Below are 26,605 nucleotides of genomic sequence, written 5' to 3'. Positions count from 1 at the left end.
CTACGAGAAGTCTTCCGAGACGAAGATGGCGTCGGTGGCCTCGCGCCCCAAACTCAGCGAGGCCCCGTCGCCGTCCACGGAGACGTCAAGCGCACCCGAGAAGGGGGCACCGGCAGATGTGTTGAGTTTCGTCCCAACGGCAAGGCCCTGGGCCGAAAAATACTGGAGCAGTTGTGGGTCCGAATCGGAAATCCGCTCTACCTGGACCGACTGACCCGGTCGTACGTCTGTCAGTCGAGTGGCCGACGGGGACTTGACCGTGCCATCTGCCGAAGGGATGGGATCACCGTGGGGGTCCCGTTCCGGATGGCCCAAGAGTTCGGCAACTCGCTCAATCATGAAATCCGAGACGGAGTGCTCGAGGACTTCCGCCTCGTCGTGGACTTGATCCCAGGTGTACCCCAGAGTCTCTACGAGGAAAGTTTCCAACAGTCTGTGGCGCCTGACCATGGCGACGGCATGTTGACGGCCTTGCTCCGTCAAGTCCACGGCTCCGTACGGGGTGTGCTTGAGGAAGCCTTGGTTGGTGAGTTTGCGGACCGCGTCAGAGACCGAGGACAACCGCAACCCGGTTGCCGCGGAGATCGCGGAAGCCGTGACGGGTTCGTCGGACCACTCGTTGAGCGACCAGATGGTCTTGAGGTAGTTCTGCGTGCTTTCGGTCAATGACGTGACGGACATGTCAACCATCGTACGGAATCAGTCTGCAAGCCTCGACATGGACCGTGAATCGGTGCCGCTCATTCCACATTCCGATCACGAACATCCATGCGGAGCCGATAATCGTCCAGATCAGGCCGTTGATGAATGAGGCGAAGAAACCGGCCCTGAACCATTCTGCGGTGGTGACGTGCCCCGGAGCTGTAGATCACGCCGGCCGGGACGGAAGCATAGTGCGACAGCCCTCCGACCAGGTTTTCGATGAAGCCCAAGGGCAGTCGTTGCAATCGGTTCCGTTCGCCACATTCAGGGGTCACGTACTCGCCCCGGGCGCACGGGTCATATGACAAACTGGACCCATGCCTGACTCCCGGCCTCTGGCCCGACGATTCGTCCCACAGAAGCGCCGATCGCCCTCGGTAGGGCGCGAGGCCGTGAATATCGCGTATCGGGTCGCAGACCGTATTCACGAGCGACGCGCCAAGTCCGCGGTCAAAGCCGGCAACGAACCGGTCATCGTTGCCTTTGTCGGATACGGAACGACCAGCTGGGTTCGTGTCCTCGGCAGGGCGTTGTATAAGACCATGTTGTTCTCTGACATCATCGAGTCCTTTGCGGGGGACCAGCGGGCAACCAGCCCAGCCCGCGGGTGGCGGTCATTCACCTCCGTGCCCATCTCCAACGCTGAGATCGACGTCGTGATCGCGGATCGACATTTCCAGGTTTCTGCCGATCGAGGCGGTGTCCTCGACGTGCAGCTCGATATTGAGCTGCCTCCCGGAATACACGAGGTCAGAATGAGTACCGCGGGATCAAGGACTGTCTCGTCCAGCATTTACGTGGTTCCGGATGACGAGAAGATAGGGATTATCTGCGACGTCGACGACACGATCATGGTCACGGCGCTTCCGCGACCGCTTCTCGCGGCATGGAACTCTTTTGTCCTGTCCGAACATGCTCGAATGCCCACGCCGGGTATGCCCGTTCTGCTCGAACGCATTCACCGTGCCCACCCCCAGTCGCCGGTCATGTACCTGTCGACGGGCGCGTGGAACGTGGCACCTACTCTTCGTCGCTTTCTGTCGAGAAATGCGTATCCGGAAGGTACCTTGTTGCTCACCGATTGGGGGCCGACTCGAACGCGTTGGTTCCGTTCCGGCGCTGCCCACAAGGTCGATTCGCTCAAACGTCTCGCGAAGGAGTTCCCGGATATGAAGTGGATCCTGGTGGGTGACGACGGCCAGCGTGATCCTGATATCTACAACGGGTTCGCCCTCCGGTATCCGAAGAACGTGGCGGCGATCGTGATCCGTAATCTATCCGTAGGGGAGACGGTTCTCGCTTCCGGACGGGTCTGGGGAGATGATCGGGCACGGGAAATCGCCGCGGGATCGCTCTGGATGGAGGCCAACGACGGCGGCACCCTTTCGGACAAGCTCAAACACTCGGGATTGCTCTAGGTTTCTCTTCGCGACACGTTCATTCTGAGCACGACGGAAAATTTTCCGCCCTCGTGTCTGTGGACAATTTGTGGTCAGAACGCGTTCTGGAAAGCTTCGTCCGCGTGTTTCCGCGGTACAACTACACCGGTGTCATTTGCACAGGCTGGGGATAACCCATTTGGTGAAAAACCTAATATGTTGTGGGGCCTTTTTCCGTGCGACACTAGATGTAGTATTGGGCCGAGCCCTTCAACCGGCCCCACTCCACGGTTCTCCATAGCGAAACCGTGGATGGGAACAGAGGTTGCCACACCACTGCAAGAGGAGATTGCATGTCCATCACCGTTTACACCAAGCCTGCCTGCGTCCAGTGCAACGCGACCTACCGCGCCCTGGACAAGCGTGGGATCTCCTACGACGTCGTCGACGTGACCGAGGATGCCCAAGCACTCGAACACATCAAAGGCCTCGGTTACATGCAGGCCCCGGTCGTCGAGACCGAGAACGATCACTGGTCGGGATTCCGCCCGGACAAGATCGGCACCCTCGAAGCCGCTCTCGCCTCCTGAGCGAGCGCCACAACGCGTCCACCACCGTGTGGAGGCGTTTGGGCACGTCCGGTGGCGAGCAGCGGAACATTTCCGCGGCCCCGGGCGTTAAATATGTCAGCGGGGCATCATTCGACTAGGCCCAGTGATGTGAAAACCACGCATCAGATCACAAGCTTTTTTTGGGGGCGCCCTACATGGAAACCGTGCTTGAAGATCAACGCGGCAAGCCGGTGTCGGCAAACGAGCCCGTGCTCGTCTACTTCTCCTCCGTCTCCGGCAACACGCACAAATTCGTCGAGAAGTTGAATGTCGAATCGATTCGACTTCCTCTGCGCACCGCAGAAGACACTGTCCGCATGGACCGTCCTTTCGTGTTGTGCGTTCCGACCTACGGTCGTCCCCGCTCGGGCGGGGCCGTCCCTCCGCAAGTCATGAAGTTCCTCAGAGAACCGAAAAACCGAGAAATGTTGCTCGGCGTCATCGGGGCCGGGAACACCAACTTCGGGGAGCTGTACTGCATCGCGGCAGACAAGATAGCGGTGAAATGTCAGGTCCCCGTCCTGTACAAATTCGAGCTCATGGGCACCAGCGATGATGTTGCCCGCGTCAACGAAGGATTGAAAGCGTTTTGGACACAAAACTTCCCGCACCCGGAGTGAACGCCGAACGCGGTCACGATGACCCCACCATCCCGGAGAAGTACAAGGGGTTGGGCTACCACGAGCTCAACGCGATGTTGAACCTGTACGACTCGAACGGTCGGATCCAGTTCGATGCCGACCGGCAGGCTGCCCGCCAGTACTTCCTGCAACACGTCAACAACAACACCGTGTTCTTCCACGACCTCGAGGAGAAGCTCAAGTACTTGGTCGAGCACCAGTACTACGAGCCCCAGGTTCTGGAACAGTACTCGATGGACTTCATCAGGTCTCTGTCCAAGCTTGCTTATTCCAAGAAGTTCCGGTTCCCGACCTTCCTGGGGGCGTTCAAGTTCTACACCTCCTACACCCTGAAGACCTTCGACGGTCAGCGGTACCTTGAGCGCTTCGAGGACCGGGTGGTCATGGTGGCTCTTTCCCTGGCACGCGGTGACGAGGAGCTGGCCACCAACTTGGTCGAGGAGATCATCTCGGGTCGATTCCAGCCGGCCACGCCGACCTTCCTCAACGCCGGCAAGAAGCAGCGCGGCGAGTTGGTCTCCTGCTTCCTGCTGCGCATCGAGGACAACATGGAGTCGATCGGTCGTTCGATCAATTCGGCTCTCCAGTTGTCGAAGCGAGGCGGCGGCGTCGCTTTCGCTCTCACCAACCTGCGTGAGTCCGGTGCGCCGATCAAAAAGATCGAGAATCAGTCCTCCGGCGTGATCCCCGTGATGAAGTTGCTCGAGGACTCGTTCTCCTATGCGAATCAGTTGGGCGCGCGTCAAGGTGCGGGTGCCGTATACCTGCACGCGCACCACCCGGATATCTACCGGTTCCTCGATACCAAGCGCGAGAACGCGGACGAGAAGATCCGCATCAAGACCCTCTCGCTCGGCGTCGTGATCCCGGATATCACTTTCGAGCTGGCCAAGCGCAACGAAGAGATGTACCTCTTCTCTCCGTACGACGTTGAACGCGTCTACGGTATGCCTTTCTCCGACATCAACGTCACCGAGAAGTACTACGAGATGGTCGATGACTCGCGCATCCAGAAGAAAAAGATCAACGCTCGCGAGTTCTTCCAGACCCTTGCGGAGATTCAGTTCGAGTCGGGCTACCCGTACGTGATGTTCGAGGACACCGTGAACCGGGCCAACCCGATTGACGGCAAAGTCATCATGTCGAACCTGTGCTCCGAAATCCTCCAGGTATCCCAGCCCTCTGAATACCAGCCGGGGCTGGACTACGAGACCATCGGCAAGGACATTTCGTGCAACCTCGGGTCATTGAACGTTGCCCGTACCATGGATTCTCCGGATTTCGGCCAGTCCATTGAGACCGCGATCCGCGGTCTGACGGCCGTGTCGGATATGTCGGATATCGAATCGGTTCCCTCGATTGCGCGAGGAAATGCGATGTCCCATGCGATCGGCCTGGGTCAGATGAACCTTCACGGGTATTTGGCCCGTGAACGTGTGTTCTATGGATCCGAAGAAGGCATCGACTTCACGAATATCTACTTCTACACGGTGCTCTTCCACGCCTTGCGCGCTTCCAACAAGTTGGCGATCGAACGCGGCGAGACTTTCGCGGGCTTCGAAAAGTCGGATTATGCTTCGGGGGAATTCTTCGACAAGTACATCAAGCAGACGTGGGAGCCCCAGACTCCCCGGGTGCGTGAGATGTTCTCCGAGGTCCACATTCCGACCCAGTCGGACTGGGAGGACCTCAAGGCCAGCGTGATGGAACACGGTATCTACAACCAGAACCTGCAGGCTGTCCCGCCGACCGGTTCGATCTCCTACATCAACGGCTCGACCTCTTCGATCCACCCGATTGCTTCCAAGATCGAGATCCGCAAGGAAGGCAAGCTGGGTCGTGTCTATTACCCGGCCCCGTACCTGGACAATGACAACCTGGAGTACTTCCAGGATGCCTACGAAATCGGCTACGAGAAGATCATCGATACCTACGCCGCTGCCACCCAGCACGTGGACCAGGGACTGTCCCTGACGTTGTTCTTCCCGGACACTGCGACGACGCGCGAGATCAACAAGGCCCAGATCTATGCGTGGCGCAAGGGGATCAAGACGATCTACTATGTGCGCTTGCGTCAGCTGGCTTTGGAAGGCACCGAGGTCGAAGGCTGCGTTTCCTGCATGCTGTAGTGCCAATCGAGGGTCGGTGCAGGTATCGCCGGCCCTCGTCAGGCCCTGGCGTCCCATTCTCCGAGGGCGTTGCCCCTATACATTCCGAATTCCACGCGACGAGGCGCCGCGAGCGCAAAAGGAGTCATGCCCGTCATGATGAGCGAAAAGGTCGAACTGGTCCACAACGTCGAGGCCATCAACTGGAACCGCATACCCGACGAGAAGGACCTCGAGGTCTGGGACCGGTTGACCGGTAACTTCTGGCTCCCCGAAAAGGTCCCGCTGTCCAACGACGTCCAGTCCTGGGCGACGTTGAATGACGAGGAAAAGCAGCTGACCATGCGGGTCTTCACCGGCTTGACCCTCCTGGACACTATCCAGGGCACCGTGGGCGCCGTCGCCCTCCTGCCGGACGCGTTGACTCCGCACGAGGAAGCCGTGTACACCAACATCGCCTTCATGGAGTCTGTGCACGCCAAGTCGTACTCCTCGATCTTCTCGACCTTGTGCTCGACGAAGGAGATCGACGAGGTCTTCCGCTGGTCCCGTGAGAACGAGTTCCTGCAGAGGAAAGCCAATATCGTCATGGACTACTACCAGGGAGACGACCCGCTCAAGAAGAAGGTGGCCTCCACACTGTTGGAGTCCTTCTTGTTCTATTCGGGCTTCTATCTGCCAATGTACTGGTCAAGCCACGCCAAGCTGACCAACACCGCGGACCTGATCCGCCTCATCATTCGCGACGAGGCCGTGCACGGCTACTACATCGGATACAAGTACCAGCGCGGGCTGGAGAAGGAAAGCGCCGAGCGTCGCCAGGAGCTCAAGGATTACACCTTCGATCTGCTGTACGAACTGTACGAGAACGAGGTCGCCTACACCCACTCGCTCTACGACGGCGTCGGCCTTTCCGAGGACGTCAAGAAGTTCCTTCACTACAACGCGAACAAGGCTCTCATGAACTTGGGTTACGAGGCTATGTTCCCGTCGTCGGTGACCGATGTTTCCCCCGCGATCCTCTCGGCGCTCTCGCCCAACGCGGATGAGAACCACGACTTCTTCTCCGGATCCGGTTCCTCGTACGTGATCGGCAAGGCTGTGAACACCGAAGACGAGGACTGGGACTTCTAAAGACGACCGTTCACGGGCTTGCCCCCGCGCGGGGTCTTTCCTGTCGCAAGTCGCGGAAGCGGTGACCGTTCAGTCGGGGTTAATTCCCTTTTCCGACCGATAACCGCTCCGCGGGTGAGCGCCAGCTTGAGATCTGTGGATTCCGCGTGCCGTCGTCGCCTGGGCGCCTGCGGTGACCCCCGAACCGGTTCCGGCGTCGGAGTCGCGATGAGCGCCATCGCGCCGTATTCTCGGAAGGGAAGCACATCGAGGTTAGGAGTCTCACCGTGGCACATACCGCAGCACCCGTTTCGGAACCCCAGGACGAGCGGGCCGAGGAGCGCAAGGATCCCTTCGCTCGGTCAACCAAGCCCCAGCATCCGGCGGAGTTGCAGCTTGAGCGCGTCTACCGACAGGTCGGCAATAAGGAAAACCACCACGTCATCGTGGTGGAACAAACCTTCACCAACCCTCCCCAGGAAATCTGGGCGGCGCTGACGGAACCGGAGAACCTTGCCGTCTGGCTCGAGCCGGTAAGCCTGACCTCTCAGGAAGATCGTCGGTTCAAGACCGAGAAAACGGGGACCGAAGGAAGCATCCAAATCTTCGATCCTCCGCGGCTACTTCAACTGACATGGGAAAACGGCGACGAGGTCGGGGAATTGCAGATCTCGATCACTCAAACCGCGGCCGGTTCCTCGTTGACCCTGAGACACCGTGTTGCCGCCAATGATCATTGGGACAAATACGGTGCCGGAGCGACCGGCGTCGGCTGGGACGGAGCATTCCTCGCTCTTCACGCATTCCTCAACGGTCGCGCGGCCACAGTCCGTCAGCGGATGAGCGAACTCGAAGGATCCGAGCAAGGTCACCGCTTCATCGACGCGACGTCGAAAGCGTGGGAAGAAGCACAGGTCAAAGCCGGAACGGATGAGGAGACCGCCCGCGCACAGGCCGAACGCACGGCAGCTTTCTACAAAGGTTCCGAGGCCTCCTAGAACGACCCCGCAACCACGGTCAGAGGTTGCCGCTCAGTCGTCCATGAAGGTGCGCGGACGTGGGGTCCAGGCCAACCACCTGGACCTCATGTCCGTCTCTTTCGTAACGGTGGGTGATCGAATCGACCGCAGCCACCGTGGAAGCATCCCATATTTGAGCGTCATCGAAATCCAGGACTATCTCTTGAGGATCGTCCGCATACCGAAACGAGTAGTAGAGATCGTTCGATGATGCGAAGAATAACGTCCCGTGGATCGAGTACCTCACGCTCAGGGGTGTTCCGTCTGCATCGGACGTGAGTCTCCGAGTCACGTTTACAACGTGCGCGACTCGTCGAGCAAAAGCGATCATTGCGGCGATGACACCAACGCCCACGCCGAGAGCCAAATTGTTGGTCAGCACCGTCACCAGGACCGTGAGGATCATGATCAGGGTTTCCGCGACGGGCATTCGTTTGAGCAAACGTGGGCTGATCGAATGCCAGTCGAAGGTCGTGAAGGAAACATAGATCATCACGGCAACGAGCGCGGCCATCGGAATGATCGCCAGAACCCCGTGGAGGCTCAGGATCAGGGCGAGCACGGACAATGCTGCGACAGCGGAGGAGAGCCGTGTACGCGCGCCCGCTTTGACGTTGATCATGGTCTGGCCGATCATCGCGCACCCGGCGGAGCATCCGAACATTCCCGAGATCACGTTGGCGACGCCGAGGGCCCATGACTCCCGCGTCTTGTGCGAATGCGTATCCGTCAGATCGTCGACGAGCTTGGCCGTCAACAATGATTCGATCAGGCCGACGACCGCCATGGCGAAGGCCACGGGTGCCACTGTAGTGAACGTATCGACGGTCCAGGGTACGTTGGGCAAGCCAAGGGTAGGCAGTGCATCGGGGAGGGCCCCTTTCTGACCGACGGTCGGGACGCCGCCTCCCGCGAGGAGAGCGGCCCCCGTGACCGCAACGATGGCAACTAGCGGAGCAGGCACCACCGTCGTGAACCGGGGGAGGACGAAGACGACCAGGAGTCCCAAAGCCACGAGCGGATACACGAGCCAGGGGACGCTCATCAGTTCGGACAACTGTGAGCTGAAGATGAGGATGGCCAGGGCATTGACGAACCCCTTCATCACGGACCGCGGGATGAAACGCATCAACTTGGCCGCACCCAATGCGGCCAGGAGGATCTGGATGACCCCCGACATGATGACCGCCGTCAGGTAGTACTGGAGACCATGGCTCATGATGAGTGGAGCAGCGACGAGGGCCACCGAGCCCGCGGCCGCCGACACCATGGCGGGGCGACCGCCCAATACCGAGGTCACGAGTGCGATGATCACGGCGCCGAAGAGTCCGGTGCGCGGGTCCAAGCCGGTGACAATCGCGAATGCGGTAGCTTCCGGGATCAGGGCCAAGGAAGTGACGACGCCCGCTAGAACTTCGGTGATACCGCGGCGGGGGTTGCGCAGCGCGGACATCACGGTGACGCGATGTGAAGGGGGTGCGGACGAAGATGCCACAGGGATACGCTCCTGACCTGGAGTTACAGCAGAACCAAGAATATCGGACCCGTCCTGATTCCCCGGAACGAAGACGTCGTCGGAAAACGGTAACCTCGTAGAGTCGGATTCCAGAGCGGAGCAGAACATGCTGTTTGAACGTCACTTCGATTCCGTCGTCGAGGACTACGAGTCAACTTTGAGCCGATTGCGTCGGATCGCTGCTGGGCAGGAAGAACCTTTGCTCAGGATCTCGCGGCCGAACCGCATCGTTGGTTTCGGTCGACGGGACGAACTCAACCCGGGTTTCGACGAAGCCCTGTCCGCCTGCGAAAAACACGGTTTCACCCCATGGGTACGGAAGGTTGGAGGACGTGCTGCGGCTTATCACGAGGATTGCATGATCGTGGACCACCTCGCTCATGACGCCGACGCGACGAGCGGGAACAAGCGGCGGTACCGAGAATTCGGTGACCTCTACGTGCGTGCACTCGAAGGCCTCGGGGTGAGAGCCGGAATCGGTGAGCTGATGCGCGAGTACTGTGCTGGGGAATTCAGCGTCCACGGGGTTCTCGCGGGCGGAGAGCGGGTCAAATTGATTGGCACCGCTCAACGAGTAGTCGCCGGCGGGTGGTGGTTCTCGGCGGGAATCGTGATCGGTCGACCGGAACCTTTGCGCTCTGTCCTCGACGAGATATACCAGGCCCTCGGAATCCCCATGGATCCGCAAACGGTCGGAGCCGTGTCGATGACCGTGCCGGAGGTTCAGTGGGATGATGTTGAGGACGCGGTGCTGGACGAGTACGAGGAGTGGAATAAGCGATGTGCGGACGATACGTGATTGCGAGAGCCGTAGGCGACCTGCTGGGCGGCGTCGAACTGACCGAGGCCATGGGAAACTACAACGTGGCCCCGACGCAGACCGTGCCAATACTGGTCGATCACCAGGACCGGGAGTTCTGGACTCGTGAAATCCATTCGGCTCGTTGGGGCCTTTTGCCGCGCTGGGCCAAGGACGAGTCTTTCTCGTCGCGAGCATTCAACGCTCGTTCGGAGACCGTGGTCGAAAAACCGACTTTCCGCCATGCGGTCAAGGCTCAACGGTGCGCCGTCCCCGCCAACGGGTACTACGAATGGGCCAAAGCGCATCGTGATGATGGCTCGGCCAAAGGCAAGACGACCAAAACGCCGTATTTCGTCCACCCGGAGAACCCGAAAGACAGCATTTACTTCGCCGGACTCTATGAGTGGTGGAAGATCCCGTCGGGGGAGAACGAGGGACAGTGGCTTCTCTCGACCACCATTCTCACCACCTCCTCGCCTGATGAGGACCGGGTCCAGGACAACAAAACGTTGGCTGAACTGAGCCGACTTCACGACCGCCTCCCTATACCGCTGCGATACACAGGGGAGACCGAGGACGAATTGACGACCTGGTTGCGTGGCGTCCATGGTCCTGAGGAAGCCGTGGCGCGGATCCGGGATAATGCGTACGACGTCGCAGCGGGGTGGATGCTGACCGAAGTCGGCCGGGAAGTGGGATCGGTCGCGAACAACGGGCCGGAACTGACAGAGCCAGTCTCCCGACTGATCTAGTCCGGCCCGTCGAGGCACGTGATGCTAGAGCTCGGAGTCGTCCTCCGGGATCCACCGCTTGAAGTCCAGAGTGAGGTACAGGGCCAGCGCGGCAGAATTGTCTTCCGCAATGCGCAGTGCAACTTCCTCGTGTCCCTGACGATAAAGTTCATCGATTGCGATGCGCAGCAGCTGTTCCGCAAACCCTTCGCGCCGGCGCGAGGCAGCCGTGAACAATTCGAACACGTACGGGGCATTCGGGACGTCGTTGCCTACCCGGGAATCCAGTACCAGGGCAGCGGCCACGAGCCGGCCCGAGTCGTCGACGACCACTGGCGAAGCGGACTCGATGAGGTTGCCGTATTCTCCGGCAAAAACTTTGTGGATGATTTCTAAGGCCTCGGCTTGGCTGCCGATGACGTCCTGGTCGTCGTACGAGGTGAAAAAGAGCTTGGCGAGGCCATCCGAGTCCTCGGCCGTGACCGGTCGCGTCGTGACCTTCAGGGGGCGGGTGTTGGCCCACGTTTTTCCGATAAGTGTGATCGTGCCGCTCACGATAACCTCCCGAGTTTTTTCCGTCCGGTCACGCCGTGTGACCGTGGGTCGTCAGATACTAGCCTAGCTGTCAGATTGCGTTTACGGGATGACTCAAAGAAATACGAGCCTACAAATCGTGTGGTGATGTCCTATTGCGAACGCTCAGACGGTCTTGTGATCGGTGAAAAGAACAGGGCTCTCTTCGAGCGCACCATCCTCCACGAGGATGCGGCCCAAATTGGCCAGAACCTCTTCCGTATTGTGCCCGAGCGCATCGTGGTGCATTGAATTCGATGTCCACGTATGCAGATTCGAAACGCTCGACGCTGTTTCCATCGCATGGTCGAAGTCCACATAGACGTCGTGACGGTAGGCGCTGGCGGCTACGGGGACGGTGTTGCGAGCCAACTGGTCCACGTCGTACAAGTTTCCCCAATCACTTTTGCGAGCCAACAACTCTGCCGCTTCGTTCACGGGCGAAAGGGCAGGGTCTTCGGCGAAGTACCAGGGATGGATCATCTCTCCTGTGAAGAGCAACGGATCGGCTTCTTCGGAATAATCCGGCCGGGACGAGCGGATCCGGTCCGCCGACCAGTTGCTGGCCACCCCCGGTCCGTCGCAATATATTGCTTCATGCATGAGGGCATACAACGGCTGGCCCGCAAAGGACACGGCGTTTCCGACGTCGGTCAGGAATCTCTCCGAGAGTCGTTCCGGTCCTTCTGAGAAGGCCGACTCGAGAAGGTAATGCAAGCCGTGGACGCGCGAATTTCCACCGAGGTGATGACCGAGCATCTGAAACCGATGGGCCGTGAGACGTTCGCCCGAGGCCAACCGGACGTCGTGGTTTTCGAGGAAGGACGCGATCCTCACGCCGCGGGCCTGGTCCTCGGGGTACCAGTCGTAGTATTGGGCATTGCGCTCCGCCACGCGGTCGAAAGTCGATCGGTACGTCTCTGCGGGTGAGCTGTTGATGGGAGCCAGTCCCGCGGTCATCCATGAATGAAGGAGAGAATTCGGTGCGAAGGACAAATACGTCAACGTGATGAATCCGCCGAAACTCTGCCCGAGGCTGGCCCAGCGTTTTTCCGACTCACTCGCTGTCAACGTTGCCCGCACGCATTCGGCGTCGGCCACGATCGAGTCCGCCCGGAAGTGCTCGAGGTACGCGACCTGCTTTTCGGGGGATCCAAAACGAGCCAGGCCACCCGCCGAGATCGGTGTGGAAAGACCCGTGCCTCGCTGGTCCAGAAGGACCACCCGATACGCCTTCGCCATGTGCCGGACCCAACCGGAATCCGTCATGGGCCGCGGCGAGGCCATCCCGGGACCGCCCTGGAGATAGACCAAGTACGGGCGTTCCTCCGGCTCACCTAGACCCTCTGGACCACGATGCGTTACGACGCGGGCGAAGAGATCGATCGACACACCATCTAGGCCGTGACGATCCACGTCGCTGTACTCGGTCTCGTGCCCCCACGACCAAGCGTGCGTCAACGGGACGCGGAACCGGTGGTCGGTCAGCTCCAGCTCACCAATGCGGTGGGTCGGGCCGGTGGAGTGAGGGACGGGGGATGTTCCGGGGTGAGCCATGGACCCATTCTAGGTCCCCGGGATCAGTCCCGCGGCGCATCCTTCAGGGCGCCCACGTGATCAACACGAATCACGGGCGCCCCGACGTCGTCCGAGGACAGGAGGTCGACCTTCGCGGTGATTCCGAAGTCGAAATTGTCCTCAGGATCGGAAAAGGCCTGCCGTACCGTCCAAACATCGGGGTCGGACGTGTCCAGAGTGAGGTGGCGTGGCGAGCGGGCTTCGGCGTCGGTGAAGATGTCGTCGTACTCATCGAAGTATTCATCCATCGCCTCCGCCCACCGGTTCGCGTCCCAACCATGGTCGGCATCTAGTTCTCCGAGGAGCTTTTCCTTTTCCTCAGCGAAAAGTTCGACCCGCCGGAACATCGCGTTGCGGATCATGATCGTGAAAGCGCGCTTGTTGTCGGTCAGCTTGGGCGCGGACTCTGCCACCAAGTCTTCGAGGGAATCCTGCGTGGGCTCGACGTCCTCGCCTGAGGTCATCTTCTCCCACTCGTCGATCAGGGAGTTGTCGGTTTGGCGGATCAATTCACCGAGCCACGAGACGAGGTCCTCGAGCTCTTCGGTAAGAGCCGAGACCGGCACCGTCTGGCGCAGAGCACGGTAGGCATCGGAGAGATATCTGAGGAGGATACCTTCGGACCTGGACAGCTGGTAATACTGAACAAAATCGCCGAAACCCATCGCCCGTTCGTACATGTCCCTGACGATCGACTTGGGTGCCAATTCGAATTCGGCGATCCACGGTGCACCGGAGCGATACGTTTCGAAGGCTTCCTCCAACATTTCGGCGAGCGGCTGTGGATACGTGATGTTGTCCACCGCGTTCATCCGCTCGGTATAGTCCAGACCCTCGGCCTTCATGGCGGCGATAGCTTCCCCACGGGTCTTCTTCTCTTGGGCGTTGAGCACCTGACGAGGCTTCTCGAGGGTCGCTTCGATCACGGAAACCGCGTCCAGGGCGTAATTGGGGTCTTCCCTGTCAAGAAGTGAGAGAGCTGCGAGAGCGAAGGGGGACAACGGCTGGTTCAGTGCGAAGTTCTCTTGGAGCTGGACCGTCAACCGAACGGTCCGGCCTTCCTCGTCTGGTTCATCCAGCCGTTCGACGACTCCCGCCGCCAAGAGTTCGCGGTAGATTCCCAGCGCCTTCCGGATCAATTGAAGCTGGCGGGGCCTGGGCTCATGGTTCTCGGTCAACAATTTCTTGGCCGCGGCGAACGGGTCACCCGGACGCTCGAGGAGATTCAGAAGCATCGAGTGAGTGACAGTAAAGGTTGAGGTCAACGGCTCGGGAACGGCTTGCACGAGCTGATCGAAAGTCTTCCGGGACCAGGCCACAAAACCCTGGGGCGCTTTTTTCTTCTTCCCCCGAGTCGACTGCGCAATCTTCTTTTCATCGCCGTCGAATTTCTGCCTGGCCTTTTCCACGATCTTGGCGTTTTCGATGTCGTGTTCAGGCGCCTGCACGACGACGGTGCCAGCGGTGTCATATCCGGCGCGACCCGCGCGACCGGCGATCTGATGGAATTCACGAGCCTTGAGGCGGCGTGTCCGTTCTCCGTCGAACTTTGACAGGGCCGTGATCAACACGGTGCGGATCGGAACGTTGATGCCGACGCCCAAGGTATCGGTGCCACAGATGACCTTGAGAAGGCCGGTTTGAGCGAGCTGTTCGACGAGTCTGCGATATTTGGGCAACATGCCCGCATGGTGCACGCCGACGCCGTGGCGGACCATTTTGTTGAGGACTTTGCCGAATCCGGATGAGAACCGGAAGCCAGCAATCGACTCGGATATCCGCTCTTTCTCGTCTTTGCTGAGAATATTGAGGCTCATGAGCGCCTGAGCTTGGTCCATGGCCTGCAGCTGGGAGAAGTGAACCACGTAGACCGGTGCCTGGCCTGTGGCGACCAATTCCTCGATCGCCTCATGGACCGGTTCTTCGGAATAGTAGTAATGGAGAGGAATCGGCCTCTCCGAGCTGGTGACATATGCGGTTTCGCGGCCTGTCAGGTCCGTGAGCTCGCGCTCGAATCGGGAGACGTCCCCAAGGGTCGCGCTCATCAGGAGGAACTGGGCCTGAGGGAGCTCAAGGAGAGGGACTTGCCAAGCCCACCCGCGTTGTGGGTCGGAATAGAAGTGGAACTCGTCCATGATCACCTGTGTCACGTCGGCTCCGTCGCTTTCGCGCAGCACCACATTGGCCAGTATCTCGGCCGTGCAGCACACGATCGGGGCCTGCGCATTGACGGAAGAGTCGCCGGTGATCATGCCGACGTTTTCCGCGCCGAAGATCGCGCACAGATCAAAGAACTTCTCAGAAACCAGCGCCTTGATCGGCGCGGTGTAATAGGAACGCTGCCCCTGCGCCAGACCGGCAAAGTGGGCGGCAACCGCGACCGTCGATTTGCCGGATCCCGTCGGAGTCGCCAGGATGACATTCGCTCCTCCGGCAATCTCGAGAACTGCCTCGTCCTGAGCCGTGTAAAGCTCCATATCCCGCGACGCAATCCACGTGGAGAAGCCTTCGTAGATCTCTTCATGACTCAGGGGATTCGAGGCGTAGTCCCCTCGGAAATAGTGATGGTCCGATTCAGCGAATCGAGGGTCCAGGGCTTCGAGAAGTTTCATTGCTCCCCATGATACCGGGCCCCACAGAGGGCTACGGCCGCGGAGACATGCGGTGTGGAGAACTTCGTCAGTTCTGGTTCTGCCGCGGGATAATGAATACGGTCATCCACGAAACCAGGAGTCACGCATGAGCGAAGCCTTTCCCACCGACCTCGAGATCGCCCAGGCCGCCACACTTGAACCCATCGCGGACGTTGCCGCACGCGCGGGAATCCCTGAGAGCCGACTCGAACCCTATGGCAGGCACGTTGCCAAAATCGAGCTCGATTCCACGCCTGACGCAAGGCGGCGGGGCAAATACGTGGTCGTGACGGCGGTTACCCCGACGCCGCTCGGTGAGGGAAAAACCGCCACTAGCGTTTCGCTGGCCCAGGGGATGTCCGCCACCGGCCGAAATGCGATGCTTACCCTCCGTCAGCCGTCGATGGGCCCGACCTTCGGAATCAAAGGCGGCGCTGCCGGCGGTGGATATTCCCAAATCGTTCCGATGGAGAAACTCAATCTTCACCTGACCGGGGATTTCCACGCGGTGACCGCGGCCCACAACATGCTCGCGGCCATCCTGGACAATCACTTGCACTTTGGCAACGAACTTCACATCGACGAACGAACCATCACGTGGCGTCGCGTCCTCGACGTCAATGACCGGGCGCTGCGCAACGTCGTCATTGGGCTCGGGGAACGGGCGGATGGAGTGACCCGGCAAACGGGATTCGACATCACCTCCGCCAGCGAAGTAATGGTGATCCTGTCATTGGCCAAGGGATTCGACGACCTTCAGGACCGCCTGGCGCGAATCGTCGTCGGTTTCAACCACGATGGCGCACCCGTTACCGCTCGAGACCTCAAGGCGGATGGTGCGATGGCCGTGATCCTGGCCGACGCGATCAAACCGAACCTCATGCAGACACTGGAGCACAGTCCGGCCCTGATCCATGCGGGCCCGTTCGGGAACATCGCGACGGGGAACTCATCGATTGTGGCGGATTACGTGGGCCTGGAACATTCGGATTACGTCATCACCGAAGCCGGCTTCGGCGCTGACATGGGAGCTGAACGATTCTTCAACGTCAAATGCCGCACCAGTGGCCTTCGACCCGATGCCGCGGTGCTGGTGGTCACCGTGAGGTCGCTCAAGTCCCATTCCGGCCGTTACAACACCGCTCCCGGCCGACCGCTGCCGGCAGAGATGCTGGAGGAGAGCCCGGAGGACGTCCTTGCCGGAGCCCCGAATCTTCGCAAGCACCTGGAGATTGTGCGATCCTTCGGGGTCTCGCCCGTGGTGGCCATCAACGCTTTCCCCACGGATCACGATTCCGAACATCAGGTCATCCGTGAGATCGCCCAAGAAGCCGGCGCAGAGGCCGCCATTCATCGGGGCGTGGCCTTGGGCGGAGCCGGGGCGACGGAACTTGCTGACTCCGTCGCTCGGGCTTGCGAGGAGCCGGGAGAACTTCAATTCACCTACGACGTGAACGACCCCATCCTTCACAAGATCGAGAAAGTGGCCACGAATATCTATGGTGCCGACGGCGTGGATCTGAGCGCGGCCGCGGCACAACAGCTCGACCGGTACGAAAGACTGGGCTTCGGCAATCTTCCGGTCGTTATCGCCAAGACGCACCTGTCCATTTCTTCCGATCCGGGGCTCAAGGGCGCCCCTAGCGGCTGGAGGCTCCCGGTTCGGGAAGTTCGCCTTGCCGCAGGGGCGGGTTACGCCTACGCCATCTGCGGAACCATGAGGACTATGCCGGGACTTTCGCGCCACCCCGCGGCGGAACGTATCGGATTCGACGACGCCGGGAGCATGCAGGGGCTCTTCTGACCCGAGGACTCCACACGCAACAGACCCCCGATCCGAGAAGTCCACTCCTTGCCCGGAACGGGGGTCTCACTTATGGATAGGTTGTACTACCAGCCGCGTTCGGCCCATTCCTGCAGGTGAGGCCGTTCGGCTCCCAGCGTGGTCGAATCGCCGTGACCGGGCAGGATCACGGTCGCGTCATCGTAGACGTCGAAAATCTTGGTCGTGACGTCGTGGAGGAGTGATTCGAACGCTTCGGGGGAACCCGTCTTTCCGACGCCGCCGGGGAACAAGGAGTCACCGGTGAAGATGTACGTGGGCCCTTCTTCCGGCGTGTAAGCCAATGCTATGGAGCCGGGTGTGTGCCCTGACAGTCCGATCACATCCAACGAGAACCCCTCCAGATCGGCGGTGTCGCCGTCTTCGAACGTAATGTCCATCGGTACGTTGATATCGGACTCGTCCTCGGCTCCACATGCGGTCAGCGCCTCGGACCGAGATTTGATCTCGGGCAGGGCCCGGACGTGGTCCCAGTGCGAGTGGGTCGTGACGATCAACTGCACGTTTCCGCAGCAGGCACATTGGGCGTCGACGTCGTGGGCGCCGGCGGCCACGAGCCGTGATATTGCGTCGGGATCATCCGCCGCATCGATCAGGAGCTGAGTACCCGTTTGCTTGCAGGTCACCAGATAGACCTTGTTGTCCATCTCGGAGACGCTGATATAACGGATGGTGACGTCACTCAGATCGATCTTTTCGGTAGCGATTGCCATCATGCTCTCGAGTGTAGGTCGTATCCGGCTCTCGCGCGCAACCCGCGCGAGGGTGACGTTCACCCTGGGCCGATTCCAACCCCGAAAAGTCACAGGTTCGTTAGAATAAATCTTCGAATGGATGGGCCCGCGTTCGGATGCGGACTCCCGATCATTAGCAACCACGCAGACAGGCAGTTCATGACCACTCAGCACATTCAGGGACACGAACCCGGTACCCCACAAGACCTCACCCGTATCCTCGTGAAGGGCGCCCGGGAGAACAACCTCAAGAATGTGGATCTGGATATCCCGCGTAACGCAATGATCGTCTTCACCGGACTTTCGGGCTCGGGCAAATCGTCGCTGGCTTTCGACACCATCTTCGCCGAAGGGCAACGTCGGTACGTGGAGTCTCTCTCAGCCTATGCGCGAATGTTTTTGGGGCAGGTCGACAAGCCTGACGTGGACTTCATCGAGGGCCTGTCGCCGGCAGTGTCCATCGATCAGAAATCGACGTCCAAGAATCCGCGGTCCACGGTCGGAACGATCACCGAGATCTACGACTACATGCGTCTCCTGTGGGCTCGGATCGGGCACCCGCATTGCCCGATCTGCGGTGAGCCCATCGAGAAGCAGACCCCCCAGGCGATCGTCGACCAGCTGATGGCCTATCCCGAGCGGACTCGTTTGCAGGTTCTTGCGCCGATGGTTCGCTCGCGCAAGGGCGAGTTCGCCGATCTCTTCGCTTCCTTGACCCAACAGGGTTATTCGCGAGCCATCATCGACGGCGAGCAGGTTCAGCTCTCCGAGGCCCCCAAACTCAAAAAGCAGTACAAGCACACGATCTCCGTGGTGGTGGATCGCTTGGTCATCAAGGAATCGATCCACCAACGGCTCACGGATTCGATCGAGACCGCCCTCGGTCTCGCGGACGGCCGCGTTGTCGTGGACTTCGTCGACGACGAATCTGAGGACAGCCAAAGAACTTTCAGCGAGAATCTGGCCTGCCCCAACGAACATCCGATCGAGACCACGGAGATCGAGCCCAGGGCCTTCTCATTCAACAGTCCATTCGGCGCGTGTTCTGAGTGCGACGGCATCGGGTCACGCCTGGAAGTCGATGAGGGGCTGGTCATACCCGACCCGGAGAAGAGCTTGGGCGAGGGCGCTATCGCCCCTTGGTCCCAAGGAAAATCCACCACGGAGTACTGGCTTCGGTTGCTTGCGGGTTTGGGCAAGGAAGTCGGTTTCGACCTCAACACGCCCTGGAAAGATCTCTCCAAGAAGGCGCGGAACGCCATCCTGGACGGCAAGGACTTCAAGGTCGAGGTCTCATACCGGAACAGGTTCGGTCGCGAACGCCGCTATACGTCCGGCTTTGAAGGCGTGTACGCCTACATCAAGCGCAAGCATGAAGAAACTGAGTCCGACTGGGCCAAGGACCGCTATGAGCAGTACATGCGGCAGGTCGCCTGCCCAGCCTGCAATGGGGCACGGCTCAACCCGACGATGCTGGCCGTCACGGTCGGTGGGGCCTCGATTTCCGAGGTCACGTCCATGTCCATGACCGACGCACAAAGGTTCATGCAGGGACTCGAGCTGACCGAACGCGAGTCGAAGATCGCCGACCAGGTGCTCAAGGAGATTCATGCGCGTCTTCAATTCCTCTTGGACGTGGGGCTTGACTACCTGAATCTCGAGCGTGCAGCGGCCACCCTGTCGGGCGGTGAGGCCCAGCGCATACGTCTGGCGACGCAAATAGGTTCAGGGCTGGTAGGAGTGCTGTACGTGCTCGACGAACCCTCTATCGGTCTGCACCAGCGGGACAACCGACGTCTGATCGAAACCCTGACCAAATTGAGAGACCTCGGCAACACCCTGATCGTCGTTGAACATGACGAGGACACGATCAAGGAGTCCGACTGGGTCGTCGACGTTGGCCCCGGGGCCGGGGAGCACGGTGGTGAGATCGTCCACTCGGGCCCTTACGAGGAGTTGCTGACGAATCAACGGTCATTGACCGGTGCATACCTCGACCGACGTCGTGAAATATTGTTGCCAGCCAAACGCAGGAAAATCGACAAGAAACGTATGGTCAAGGTCGTCGGAGCCAAGGAGAACAACCTCCGGGGGATCGACGTGTCATTTCCGCTGGGGGTGTTCACAGCCATTACCGGAGTCTCCGGTTCGGGAAAATCAACCCTGGTCAACGACATCCTCTATACATCCCTGGCCAACCAACTCAACGGAGCGAAGCAGGTTCCGGGCCGACACCAGCGTGTCGAGGGGCTGGAGCATCTGGACAAAATCGTTCACGTGGACCAGAGCCCTATCGGTCGAATGCCGCGTTCCAACGCCGCAACGTACACCGGCGTGTTCGATCACATCCGAAAGCTGTTCGCCGAGACGAATGAAGCGAAAGTCAGGGGTTACCTTCCCGGGCGCTTCTCGTTCAATGTCAAAGGAGGTCGTTGCGAGGCCTGCCATGGCGACGGGACGCTCAAGATCGAGATGAACTTCCTCCCGGATGTCTTCGTGCCGTGCGAAGTTTGCCACGGCGCCCGCTACAACCGGGAAACCTTGGAGATCCGATACAAGGGCAAGACCATCGCTGACGTTCTGGACATGCCCGTCGAAGAAGCCGCCGAATTCTTCTCGGCCTTCACTCCTATCGCCCGTCACTTGAATACTCTCGTCGACGTGGGGCTTGGGTACATCCGGCTCGGACAGCCTGCACCGACGCTCTCCGGTGGCGAAGCGCAGCGCGTCAAATTGGCCTCGGAACTTCAGAAGCGTTCAAACGGGCGCACGATCTACGTGCTCGACGAACCGACTACTGGCCTGCACTTCGAGGACATCAGCAAGCTGCTTCATGTTCTCCAGGGGTTGGTCGAGAAGGGCAATACGGTGCTGACGATCGAACACAATTTGGATGTCATCAAGTCTGCAGATTGGATCGTGGATATGGGTCCCGAGGGAGGATCCGGTGGGGGACAGGTCGTTGCGGAAGGAACCCCTGAGCAAGTGGCCGGTATCGAAAGCAGCCACACGGGCTACTTCCTGGCCGAAATTCTGGGTGAGCGATGAGTACGCGTGCGACTGCCACCGTCCTCTTCGACTTGGACGGAACACTGCTCGATCCGGCGGGTGCAATCACGGAAGGTCTATCCGATGCGATCGCTGCTCACGGTTTCGAACGGCCCACCCCGGAGATCCTTCGCAAATTCGTGGGGCCATCGACTGACCAGTCGTTGAACAGGTACACGGACATTCCGGAAAAATATCACCGGGAAATCCTGGCGACCTATCGAGGAGGCTACCTGGAGCGAGCTCGGGCCTCATCGAAGCTGTATCCCGGAATGCTGGAGTTGCTTCAAGATTTGTCCCAGCTCCCTGCGGCGATTGGCCTTGCGACGCAAAAGCCCCTTCCGACCACCGAGAAGTTGTTGGACGATTTTGACATCGCTCAGTACTTCGACGTGGTCTCGGGGTCCCGCGACGAACTCCAACCAGCCACGATGCATCTTCCTGCCGACAAAGCCGGGGTCATCGACCGTGCCCTTCGCCTTCTCGACCAGCGTGTTGGGCAGAACCCCGAGTACGGCGGGGCAGACCCGGAACGAGCGGTCATGATCGGAGACCGGGAGTACGACGTCGCTGGGGCAACGACCCACGGGATTCCGTGTATCGGCGTTTCTTGGGGCTTCGCCTCCGAAGATGAACTAGCCGGCGCGGGTGCCGTGACCGTCGTGGACGACGCCGCGCAATTACGGGCGGCCATTGCCCAAGAAACCGGCCTCGAATCGCTGGCCAACGCATAGTGAACCAGCTCGCATCGGTACATCATTTCGGCGACCGTGCATCGTCGGGGAAACGGGTACAGTAATCTCGACGATTCTTTGTGAGGGGAGCAATCCGTGAAGCTGTACCACTTGGCGCAAACCACCGTCACCGGCTTAATGAAGATCGGGTTCAGGGCCCGAGTGACAGGGCTAGAGGATTTTCCGAAATCCGGTCCGGTGATTGTGGCCTCGAACCACAAAGCGTTTTTGGACAGCGTGATCATATCTGCATTGATGCCGCGCAGAGTGGCCTTTCTGGCCAAGGCAGAATACGTCAATTCGCCTGGTATCAGGGGAAAAGCCATGAAGGCACTGTTCGAATTGATCGACATCATTCCGGTGAACCGGTCGGACCAGACGGGGCGACTCAAAGCACTGGAAAAAGGTTTGGAGCGTTTGGACCAGGGGCAGGTTTTCGGAATCTATCCCGAGGGAACGCGCTCCAGGGACGGGTTTCTGTACCGCGGTCGGATCGGGGTGGCTTGGCTTGCCCACAAAACCGGAGCCCCCGTGGTCCCGGTGGGGCTCATCGGCACGGACAAGCTGCAGCCCTCGGGGTCTCGGATGATCCGTCCGGTCCGATTCACCGTTCGCGTGGGAAAGCCCTTGTACTTCGACAAGCTCGGAGATCAGCAGACGGGCAAGCAACGACGCGAAACCACGGACATCATCATGGACCATATCGCCCAGCTCTCCGGCCAATCCCGCAAGGACGAGTACAACACGTCGCCGTCGCTCGAGAAGGATGCGGGAACCACCGACTGAGTGCAGGAGAAGGAGGAAACAGAGTAGATGGCAAACCCGGCAAGCTATAGGCCTGCCTCGGGCGAGATCCCCACCCAGCCGGGTGTGTATCGCTTCCGGGACGAGTTCGGACGTGTGATTTACGTCGGCAAGGCCAAAAATCTACGAAACCGCCTGAACTCTTATTTCCAACGTCCTCAACAGCTCCCGCCCAAGACCTATGCCATGGTGCATACCGGAGCGAGCGTCGAGTGGACTGTTGTCGGCTCCGAAATGGAATCGCTCCAGCTGGAATACACATGGATCAAGCAGTACACGCCGCGATTCAACATCATGTACCGGGACGACAAATCCTATCCTTACCTTGCCGTCTCCATGGGGGATCGTTTTCCGCGCGCCCAAGTTATGCGCGGGGCCAAGAAAAAGGGCACACGTTACTTCGGCCCGTTTTCACAGGCCTGGGCAATCCGAGAAACCCTGGACTCTTTGTTGCGGGTATTTCCCGTTCGAACCTGTACCAGGGCCGTTTTCAAACGCGCCGAGCTTGCGGACAGGCCCTGCTTGCTGGGTTACATTGATAAGTGTTCGGCCCCTTGCGTCGGTCGCATCAGCGAAGAGGACCACAAGGATTTGGCCGATCAGTTGTGCAAATTCATGGCGGGGGATTCCGAGAAGTACATCAAGAAACTCGCCACGGACATGCAGAAATCCGCGGAGAACATGGAGTTTGAGCACGCTGCGAAATTGCGGGACGACATCGAAGCTCTTCGCAAGGCTTTCGAACGAAACGCCGTCGTGCTCTCCGATTCCGTGGACGCTGATCTGTTTGCGTTCCACGAGGATGAGCTCGAAGCCGCCGCTCAGGTTTTCCACGTACGCGGTGGCCGAATCCGAGGTCAGCGCGGGTGGATCGTGGAACGAGTCGAAGACCTGTCGGCCCCCGAAATGGTTGAACAGCTGCTGCAACAGGTCTACGGAGAGTCGGCCGTGACCATGGCGAGCGCGCCGGATGACGCGGAACTCAATCTCAACGAAATTCCCCGGAACGTCCTCGTCCCGGTCATGCCGGAAAACGCCGAGCAACTTCAGGAGTGGTTGTCCGGCCTCAGAGGAAGCAAAGTAACCATCTCGGTGCCCCAGCGTGGAGAGCGTGTCCAGTTGATGGGGACCGTGGCGGACAATGCGAAGCAAGCACTGACCTTGCACAAATCTCGGCGGGCCGGAGACCTCACCACACGCAGCGCGTCGTTGCAGGAGTTGCAGGAAGCACTCGACCTGCCCGATCCGCTCATGCGCATCGAGTGCTACGACATCTCGCACGTCCAGGGCACCAATGTCGTGGCTTCGATGGTGGTTTTCGAAGACGGCCTTCCCCGCAAATCGGATTACAGAAAATTCTCGATTCGCGGAGATGCGGCACGAGACGATACGGCCTCGATGTACGACGTCATATCGCGACGCTTCAAGCGGCACCTTGCGGATCAGGAAGCACGTCAGCATTCGCCCCAGGCTTCGGGCGAGGTGGATAGTGGGACCGAAAAAGAGCCGGCGAAGTTTGCCTACCCGCCCAATCTGGTGGTTGTCGACGGTGGACCGCCGCAGGTGGCCGCGGCCCAGCAAGCCCTCGATGATCTTGGGATCACCGATGTCTACGTCGTAGGGCTAGCTAAAAGACTCGAAGAGATTTGGGTTCCGGAGGACGAATTCCCGGTGATCCTGCCGAGGTCTTCTCATGGGTTGTTCTTGCTGCAAAGACTTCGCGATGAGGCCCACCGTTTCGCCATCACGTTCCACCGAACCAAGCGCGGCAAAGCCATGCTTGTCTCCGCCCTGGACGGCGTCGAAGGCCTGGGCAAGGCAAAACGAGAAGCTCTGATTGCGGAATTCGGGTCGCTCAAGGCGATACGGGAGGCCACGGCCGAGGACCTGACGCGCGCCAAAGGGATCGGCCCCCAGCTCGCCGAGAAAATACGAGCCCACTTGTCCACAGATTCCGAGGAATCCGGGGAAAGCAGCGAGACATCCGGGTAGTCTGGACTTGTACCACGCTTCGCTGGGGTGCGCGGTCGAGCGCACCCTTGGGCGGGCATTTTTGATTCGTCGCGACTCCGGGAGCTCTCCAGTGACCCAAGAGAATCCATCGTTCAATCCTGAGGACTTGACGCCTGAGAAGCCTGAGCAGACGGAAATGCTGGTCATTACCGGTATCTCTGGCGCTGGTCGTTCAACGGCGGCTCACACCCTCGAAGACGCGGGTTGGTACGTTGTGGACAATATTCCGCCGAACTTGCTGGGACCACTCGTGGATCTCGTTGCTCGTGCTCCGCAGTCGATGCCCAAGTTGGCCGTCATCATCGATATTCGTGGCAAGGCTCTGTTCGCGGATTTCAAAGAAGCTCTGGACGTGCTACAGAATGCGCCGGTGGAATTCACCATGCTGTTCCTGGACGCTTCGGACGCGGCCATTATCGCCCGGTACGAGGCGCAACGCCGTCCGCACCCCCTGCAAGGAAACGGGCGCATCCTGGAGGGTATCCAGGCCGAACGTGACTTGCTCTCGGATCTGAAGAAGCGTGCGGATGTCGTGTTGGATACAACGGGCTACAACGTCCACGAGCTCTCCCACGTGATCTCGCAGACGTATTCGATGGAAGGTCCGTCGGTCGTCAATATCACGGTCATGAGTTTCGGTTTCAAATACGGTGTTCCCGCGGACGCGAATTTCGTCGCTGATGTCCGTTTCATCCCTAACCCCCATTGGATACCCGATTTGAGACCGCACACGGGACAAGACGAACCGGTGCGCAAATTCGTTCTGGGCCATGACGGAGCGAAAAAATTCGTGGACCTGTACGTTGACTCCCTGACACCCGTAATCGATGGGTATCGCACCGAGAATAAGCATTATGCGACCATCGCGATCGGTTGCACGGGCGGCAAGCACCGTTCAGTGGCTGTCAGTGAAGAAATTGCGCGCCGACTCGGAACACTGGATAACGTGACAGTCAACGTCCAACACCGCGATTTGGGTCGCGAATAGGAGCCCGCAATGACACGTTCTCGTCACCGTCCGGACCGGAGAATCCCCGGCTCTCGGCATTCACCCAAGGTAGTTGCCCTGGGCGGTGGGCACGGTCTGTACGCTTCCTTGAGCGCTCTGCGCCTCGTCACTCCGCACATCACTGCCGTCGTGACAGTGGCCGATGACGGAGGCTCCTCGGGCCGGCTGAGGGAACAATTTAACGTCTTGCCACCGGGCGACCTGCGTATGGCGTTGTCGGCTCTCTGTGATGATTCGGAATGGGGCCATCTGTGGCGAGAAGCGATCCAACATAGATTCTCGGCACTGCCCGACGCCCCACGAGAGATCGATGGGCACGCGATGGGCAACCTTCTGCTCGTCAGCCTGTGGCAACTGTTGGGGGACCCGGTAGCCGGTTTGGAGTGGGCCTCACGTCTCCTCGAAGCGCGGGGGCGTGTATTGCCGATGGCATTGGATCCACTCGTGATCTCGGGGGACGCCATTACTGGCGACGGGGTCCGTGAGCGACTGGTCGGGCAGGCCAAGCTTGCGAAGGCCGAACGCGTGGAGAATTTGAGCTTGGAGCCTCTCGACGCACGAGTCTGCGAAGAATCGGTTAGAGCCATCATGGATGCCGACTGGGTGATTTTGGGTCCGGGATCCTGGTTTACTTCTGTGATTCCGCACCTGCTACTGCGCGAGAGCCGAAAAGCCCTGTGCGAGACTTCCGCGAAGATCTGCGTATCTATGAATTTGGGCCTCGAAGAGAAGGAAACCGCGGGTCTTGGGGCTACGGGTCACCTCGAAGCTCTCGAAAGGTACGCCCCGGAGCTCAGCATCGATGCAGTCATCGCGGATCCCAGTTCTATTCAAGAGAAACAACTTTTCGAACAGGCCGTCTCCGAAAGAAACGCAAAACTCGTGTGGAACCGCCTGCGGGCTCGACGAAAGGAAAACCTGCACAACCCTCTGAGACTTGCGGCAGCCTACCAAGAGGCCATGCGGGTTCCGGACAACTCCTTCGGCGTGGAACCTGACGCGCCGAGCGTGTAA

At 59.7% G+C, this 26,605-nt stretch carries 22 protein-coding genes; 15 read left to right on the top strand and 7 right to left on the bottom strand.

Features of this window, described 5'->3' with window-relative positions; genetic code table 11:
• Positions 1-681, bottom strand: coding sequence for a metal-dependent transcriptional regulator (locus EWR20_RS05960; RefSeq protein WP_129359714.1), 681 nt, complete (start codon positions 679-681; stop codon positions 1-3).
• A 59-nt stretch (positions 682-740) separates the two neighbouring features.
• Positions 741-977, bottom strand: coding sequence for a hypothetical protein (locus EWR20_RS05955; RefSeq protein ID WP_129359713.1), 237 nt, complete (start codon positions 975-977; stop codon positions 741-743).
• A gap of 42 nt (positions 978-1,019) precedes the next feature.
• Between EWR20_RS05955 and EWR20_RS05950 the strand changes: the two genes are divergently transcribed.
• The 6 genes from EWR20_RS05950 (at position 1,020) to EWR20_RS05925 (ending at position 7,552) form a co-directional block, all read left to right on the top strand.
• Positions 1,020-2,120, top strand: coding sequence for an App1 family protein (locus EWR20_RS05950; protein WP_129359712.1), 1,101 nt, complete (start codon positions 1,020-1,022; stop codon positions 2,118-2,120).
• 314 nt (positions 2,121-2,434) lie between these two features.
• A complete protein-coding gene (gene nrdH, locus EWR20_RS05945) occupies positions 2,435-2,671 on the top strand; it encodes a glutaredoxin-like protein NrdH (protein ID WP_129359711.1) in 237 nt (78 codons plus the stop codon).
• Between the two features lie 176 nt (positions 2,672-2,847).
• On the top strand, positions 2,848-3,312 hold the full coding sequence (gene nrdI, locus EWR20_RS05940) for a class Ib ribonucleoside-diphosphate reductase assembly flavoprotein NrdI (RefSeq protein ID WP_129359710.1): 465 nt from the start codon (positions 2,848-2,850) through the stop codon (positions 3,310-3,312).
• A 29-nt stretch (positions 3,313-3,341) separates the two neighbouring features.
• A complete protein-coding gene (gene nrdE, locus EWR20_RS05935; RefSeq protein WP_129360141.1) occupies positions 3,342-5,462 on the top strand; it encodes a class 1b ribonucleoside-diphosphate reductase subunit alpha in 2,121 nt (706 codons plus the stop codon).
• Between the two features lie 138 nt (positions 5,463-5,600).
• Entirely contained in the window at positions 5,601-6,575 is a 975-nt protein-coding gene (gene nrdF / locus EWR20_RS05930) for a class 1b ribonucleoside-diphosphate reductase subunit beta (protein ID WP_129360140.1), read from the top strand.
• 266 nt (positions 6,576-6,841) lie between these two features.
• The gene (locus EWR20_RS05925) at positions 6,842-7,552 is read left to right on the top strand and encodes an SRPBCC domain-containing protein (protein WP_165000967.1); all 711 of its coding nucleotides are present in this window, start codon (positions 6,842-6,844) and stop codon (positions 7,550-7,552) included.
• 19 nt (positions 7,553-7,571) lie between these two features.
• On the opposite strand, the gene EWR20_RS05920 is transcribed toward EWR20_RS05925, so the two are convergent.
• Positions 7,572-9,026 (bottom strand): SulP family inorganic anion transporter, encoded by a 1,455-nt coding sequence (locus tag EWR20_RS05920; RefSeq protein ID WP_129360139.1) that lies wholly within the window; start codon positions 9,024-9,026, stop codon positions 7,572-7,574.
• Positions 9,027-9,195: 169 nt separating this feature from the next.
• On the opposite strand from EWR20_RS05920, the gene EWR20_RS05915 reads away from it, so the two are divergent.
• Both EWR20_RS05915 and EWR20_RS05910 read left to right on the top strand, forming a co-directional pair.
• Positions 9,196-9,888, top strand: a complete 693-nt coding sequence (locus tag EWR20_RS05915; protein ID WP_129359708.1) for a lipoyl protein ligase domain-containing protein — start codon at positions 9,196-9,198, stop codon at positions 9,886-9,888.
• A complete protein-coding gene (locus EWR20_RS05910; RefSeq protein WP_129359707.1) occupies positions 9,870-10,643 on the top strand; it encodes an SOS response-associated peptidase in 774 nt (257 codons plus the stop codon). The genes EWR20_RS05915 and EWR20_RS05910 overlap by 19 nt, the downstream gene beginning before the upstream one ends.
• A gap of 24 nt (positions 10,644-10,667) precedes the next feature.
• On the opposite strand, the gene EWR20_RS05905 is transcribed toward EWR20_RS05910, so the two are convergent.
• The 3 genes from EWR20_RS05905 to EWR20_RS05895 all read right to left on the bottom strand — a co-directional run bounded on the left by EWR20_RS05905 (position 10,668) and on the right by EWR20_RS05895 (position 15,385).
• The gene (locus tag EWR20_RS05905; protein ID WP_129359706.1) at positions 10,668-11,177 is read right to left on the bottom strand and encodes a GNAT family N-acetyltransferase; all 510 of its coding nucleotides are present in this window, start codon (positions 11,175-11,177) and stop codon (positions 10,668-10,670) included.
• Between the two features lie 144 nt (positions 11,178-11,321).
• Positions 11,322-12,752 carry an alpha/beta fold hydrolase gene (locus tag EWR20_RS05900; RefSeq protein ID WP_129359705.1) on the bottom strand — a complete coding sequence of 477 codons (1,431 nt, stop codon included), beginning with the start codon at positions 12,750-12,752 and terminating at the stop codon, positions 11,322-11,324.
• 23 nt (positions 12,753-12,775) lie between these two features.
• Positions 12,776-15,385 carry a DEAD/DEAH box helicase gene (locus EWR20_RS05895; RefSeq protein WP_129359704.1) on the bottom strand — a complete coding sequence of 870 codons (2,610 nt, stop codon included), beginning with the start codon at positions 15,383-15,385 and terminating at the stop codon, positions 12,776-12,778.
• A gap of 127 nt (positions 15,386-15,512) precedes the next feature.
• Between EWR20_RS05895 and EWR20_RS05890 the strand changes: the two genes are divergently transcribed.
• A complete protein-coding gene (locus EWR20_RS05890) occupies positions 15,513-17,210 on the top strand; it encodes a formate--tetrahydrofolate ligase (RefSeq protein WP_129359703.1) in 1,698 nt (565 codons plus the stop codon).
• An 86-nt stretch (positions 17,211-17,296) separates the two neighbouring features.
• Here the strand turns inward: EWR20_RS05890 and EWR20_RS05885 are convergent, their stop codons facing one another.
• The gene (locus EWR20_RS05885; RefSeq protein WP_129359702.1) at positions 17,297-17,965 is read right to left on the bottom strand and encodes an MBL fold metallo-hydrolase; all 669 of its coding nucleotides are present in this window, start codon (positions 17,963-17,965) and stop codon (positions 17,297-17,299) included.
• 177 nt (positions 17,966-18,142) lie between these two features.
• Here EWR20_RS05885 and uvrA point away from each other — a divergent pair, with 177 nt between their 5' ends.
• The 6 genes from uvrA (at position 18,143) to EWR20_RS05855 (ending at position 26,605) form a co-directional block, all read left to right on the top strand.
• Positions 18,143-21,031 (top strand): excinuclease ABC subunit UvrA, encoded by a 2,889-nt coding sequence (gene uvrA, locus EWR20_RS05880; protein WP_129359701.1) that lies wholly within the window; start codon positions 18,143-18,145, stop codon positions 21,029-21,031.
• Positions 21,028-21,765 carry an HAD hydrolase-like protein gene (locus EWR20_RS05875; protein WP_129359700.1) on the top strand — a complete coding sequence of 246 codons (738 nt, stop codon included), beginning with the start codon at positions 21,028-21,030 and terminating at the stop codon, positions 21,763-21,765. The genes uvrA and EWR20_RS05875 overlap by 4 nt, the downstream gene beginning before the upstream one ends.
• Before the next feature lie 138 nt (positions 21,766-21,903).
• Entirely contained in the window at positions 21,904-22,551 is a 648-nt protein-coding gene (locus EWR20_RS05870; protein WP_129360138.1) for a lysophospholipid acyltransferase family protein, read from the top strand.
• Positions 22,552-22,578: 27 nt separating this feature from the next.
• Complete coding sequence (uvrC, locus tag EWR20_RS05865) at positions 22,579-24,561, top strand: excinuclease ABC subunit UvrC (protein ID WP_129359699.1); 1,983 nt, start codon at positions 22,579-22,581, stop codon at positions 24,559-24,561.
• A gap of 91 nt (positions 24,562-24,652) precedes the next feature.
• Complete coding sequence (rapZ, locus tag EWR20_RS05860) at positions 24,653-25,570, top strand: RNase adapter RapZ (RefSeq protein WP_371811961.1); 918 nt, start codon at positions 24,653-24,655, stop codon at positions 25,568-25,570.
• Positions 25,571-25,579: 9 nt separating this feature from the next.
• Positions 25,580-26,605, top strand: a complete 1,026-nt coding sequence (locus EWR20_RS05855) for a gluconeogenesis factor YvcK family protein (protein ID WP_129359698.1) — start codon at positions 25,580-25,582, stop codon at positions 26,603-26,605.

The sequence above is a fragment of the Rothia uropygioeca genome, from assembly GCF_004136585.1.
In the GTDB taxonomy this organism is placed as follows: domain Bacteria; phylum Actinomycetota; class Actinomycetes; order Actinomycetales; family Micrococcaceae; genus Rothia.
The sequence above is the reverse complement of the archived record's forward strand: the minus strand, read 5'-3'. Positions and strand labels throughout refer to the sequence as shown.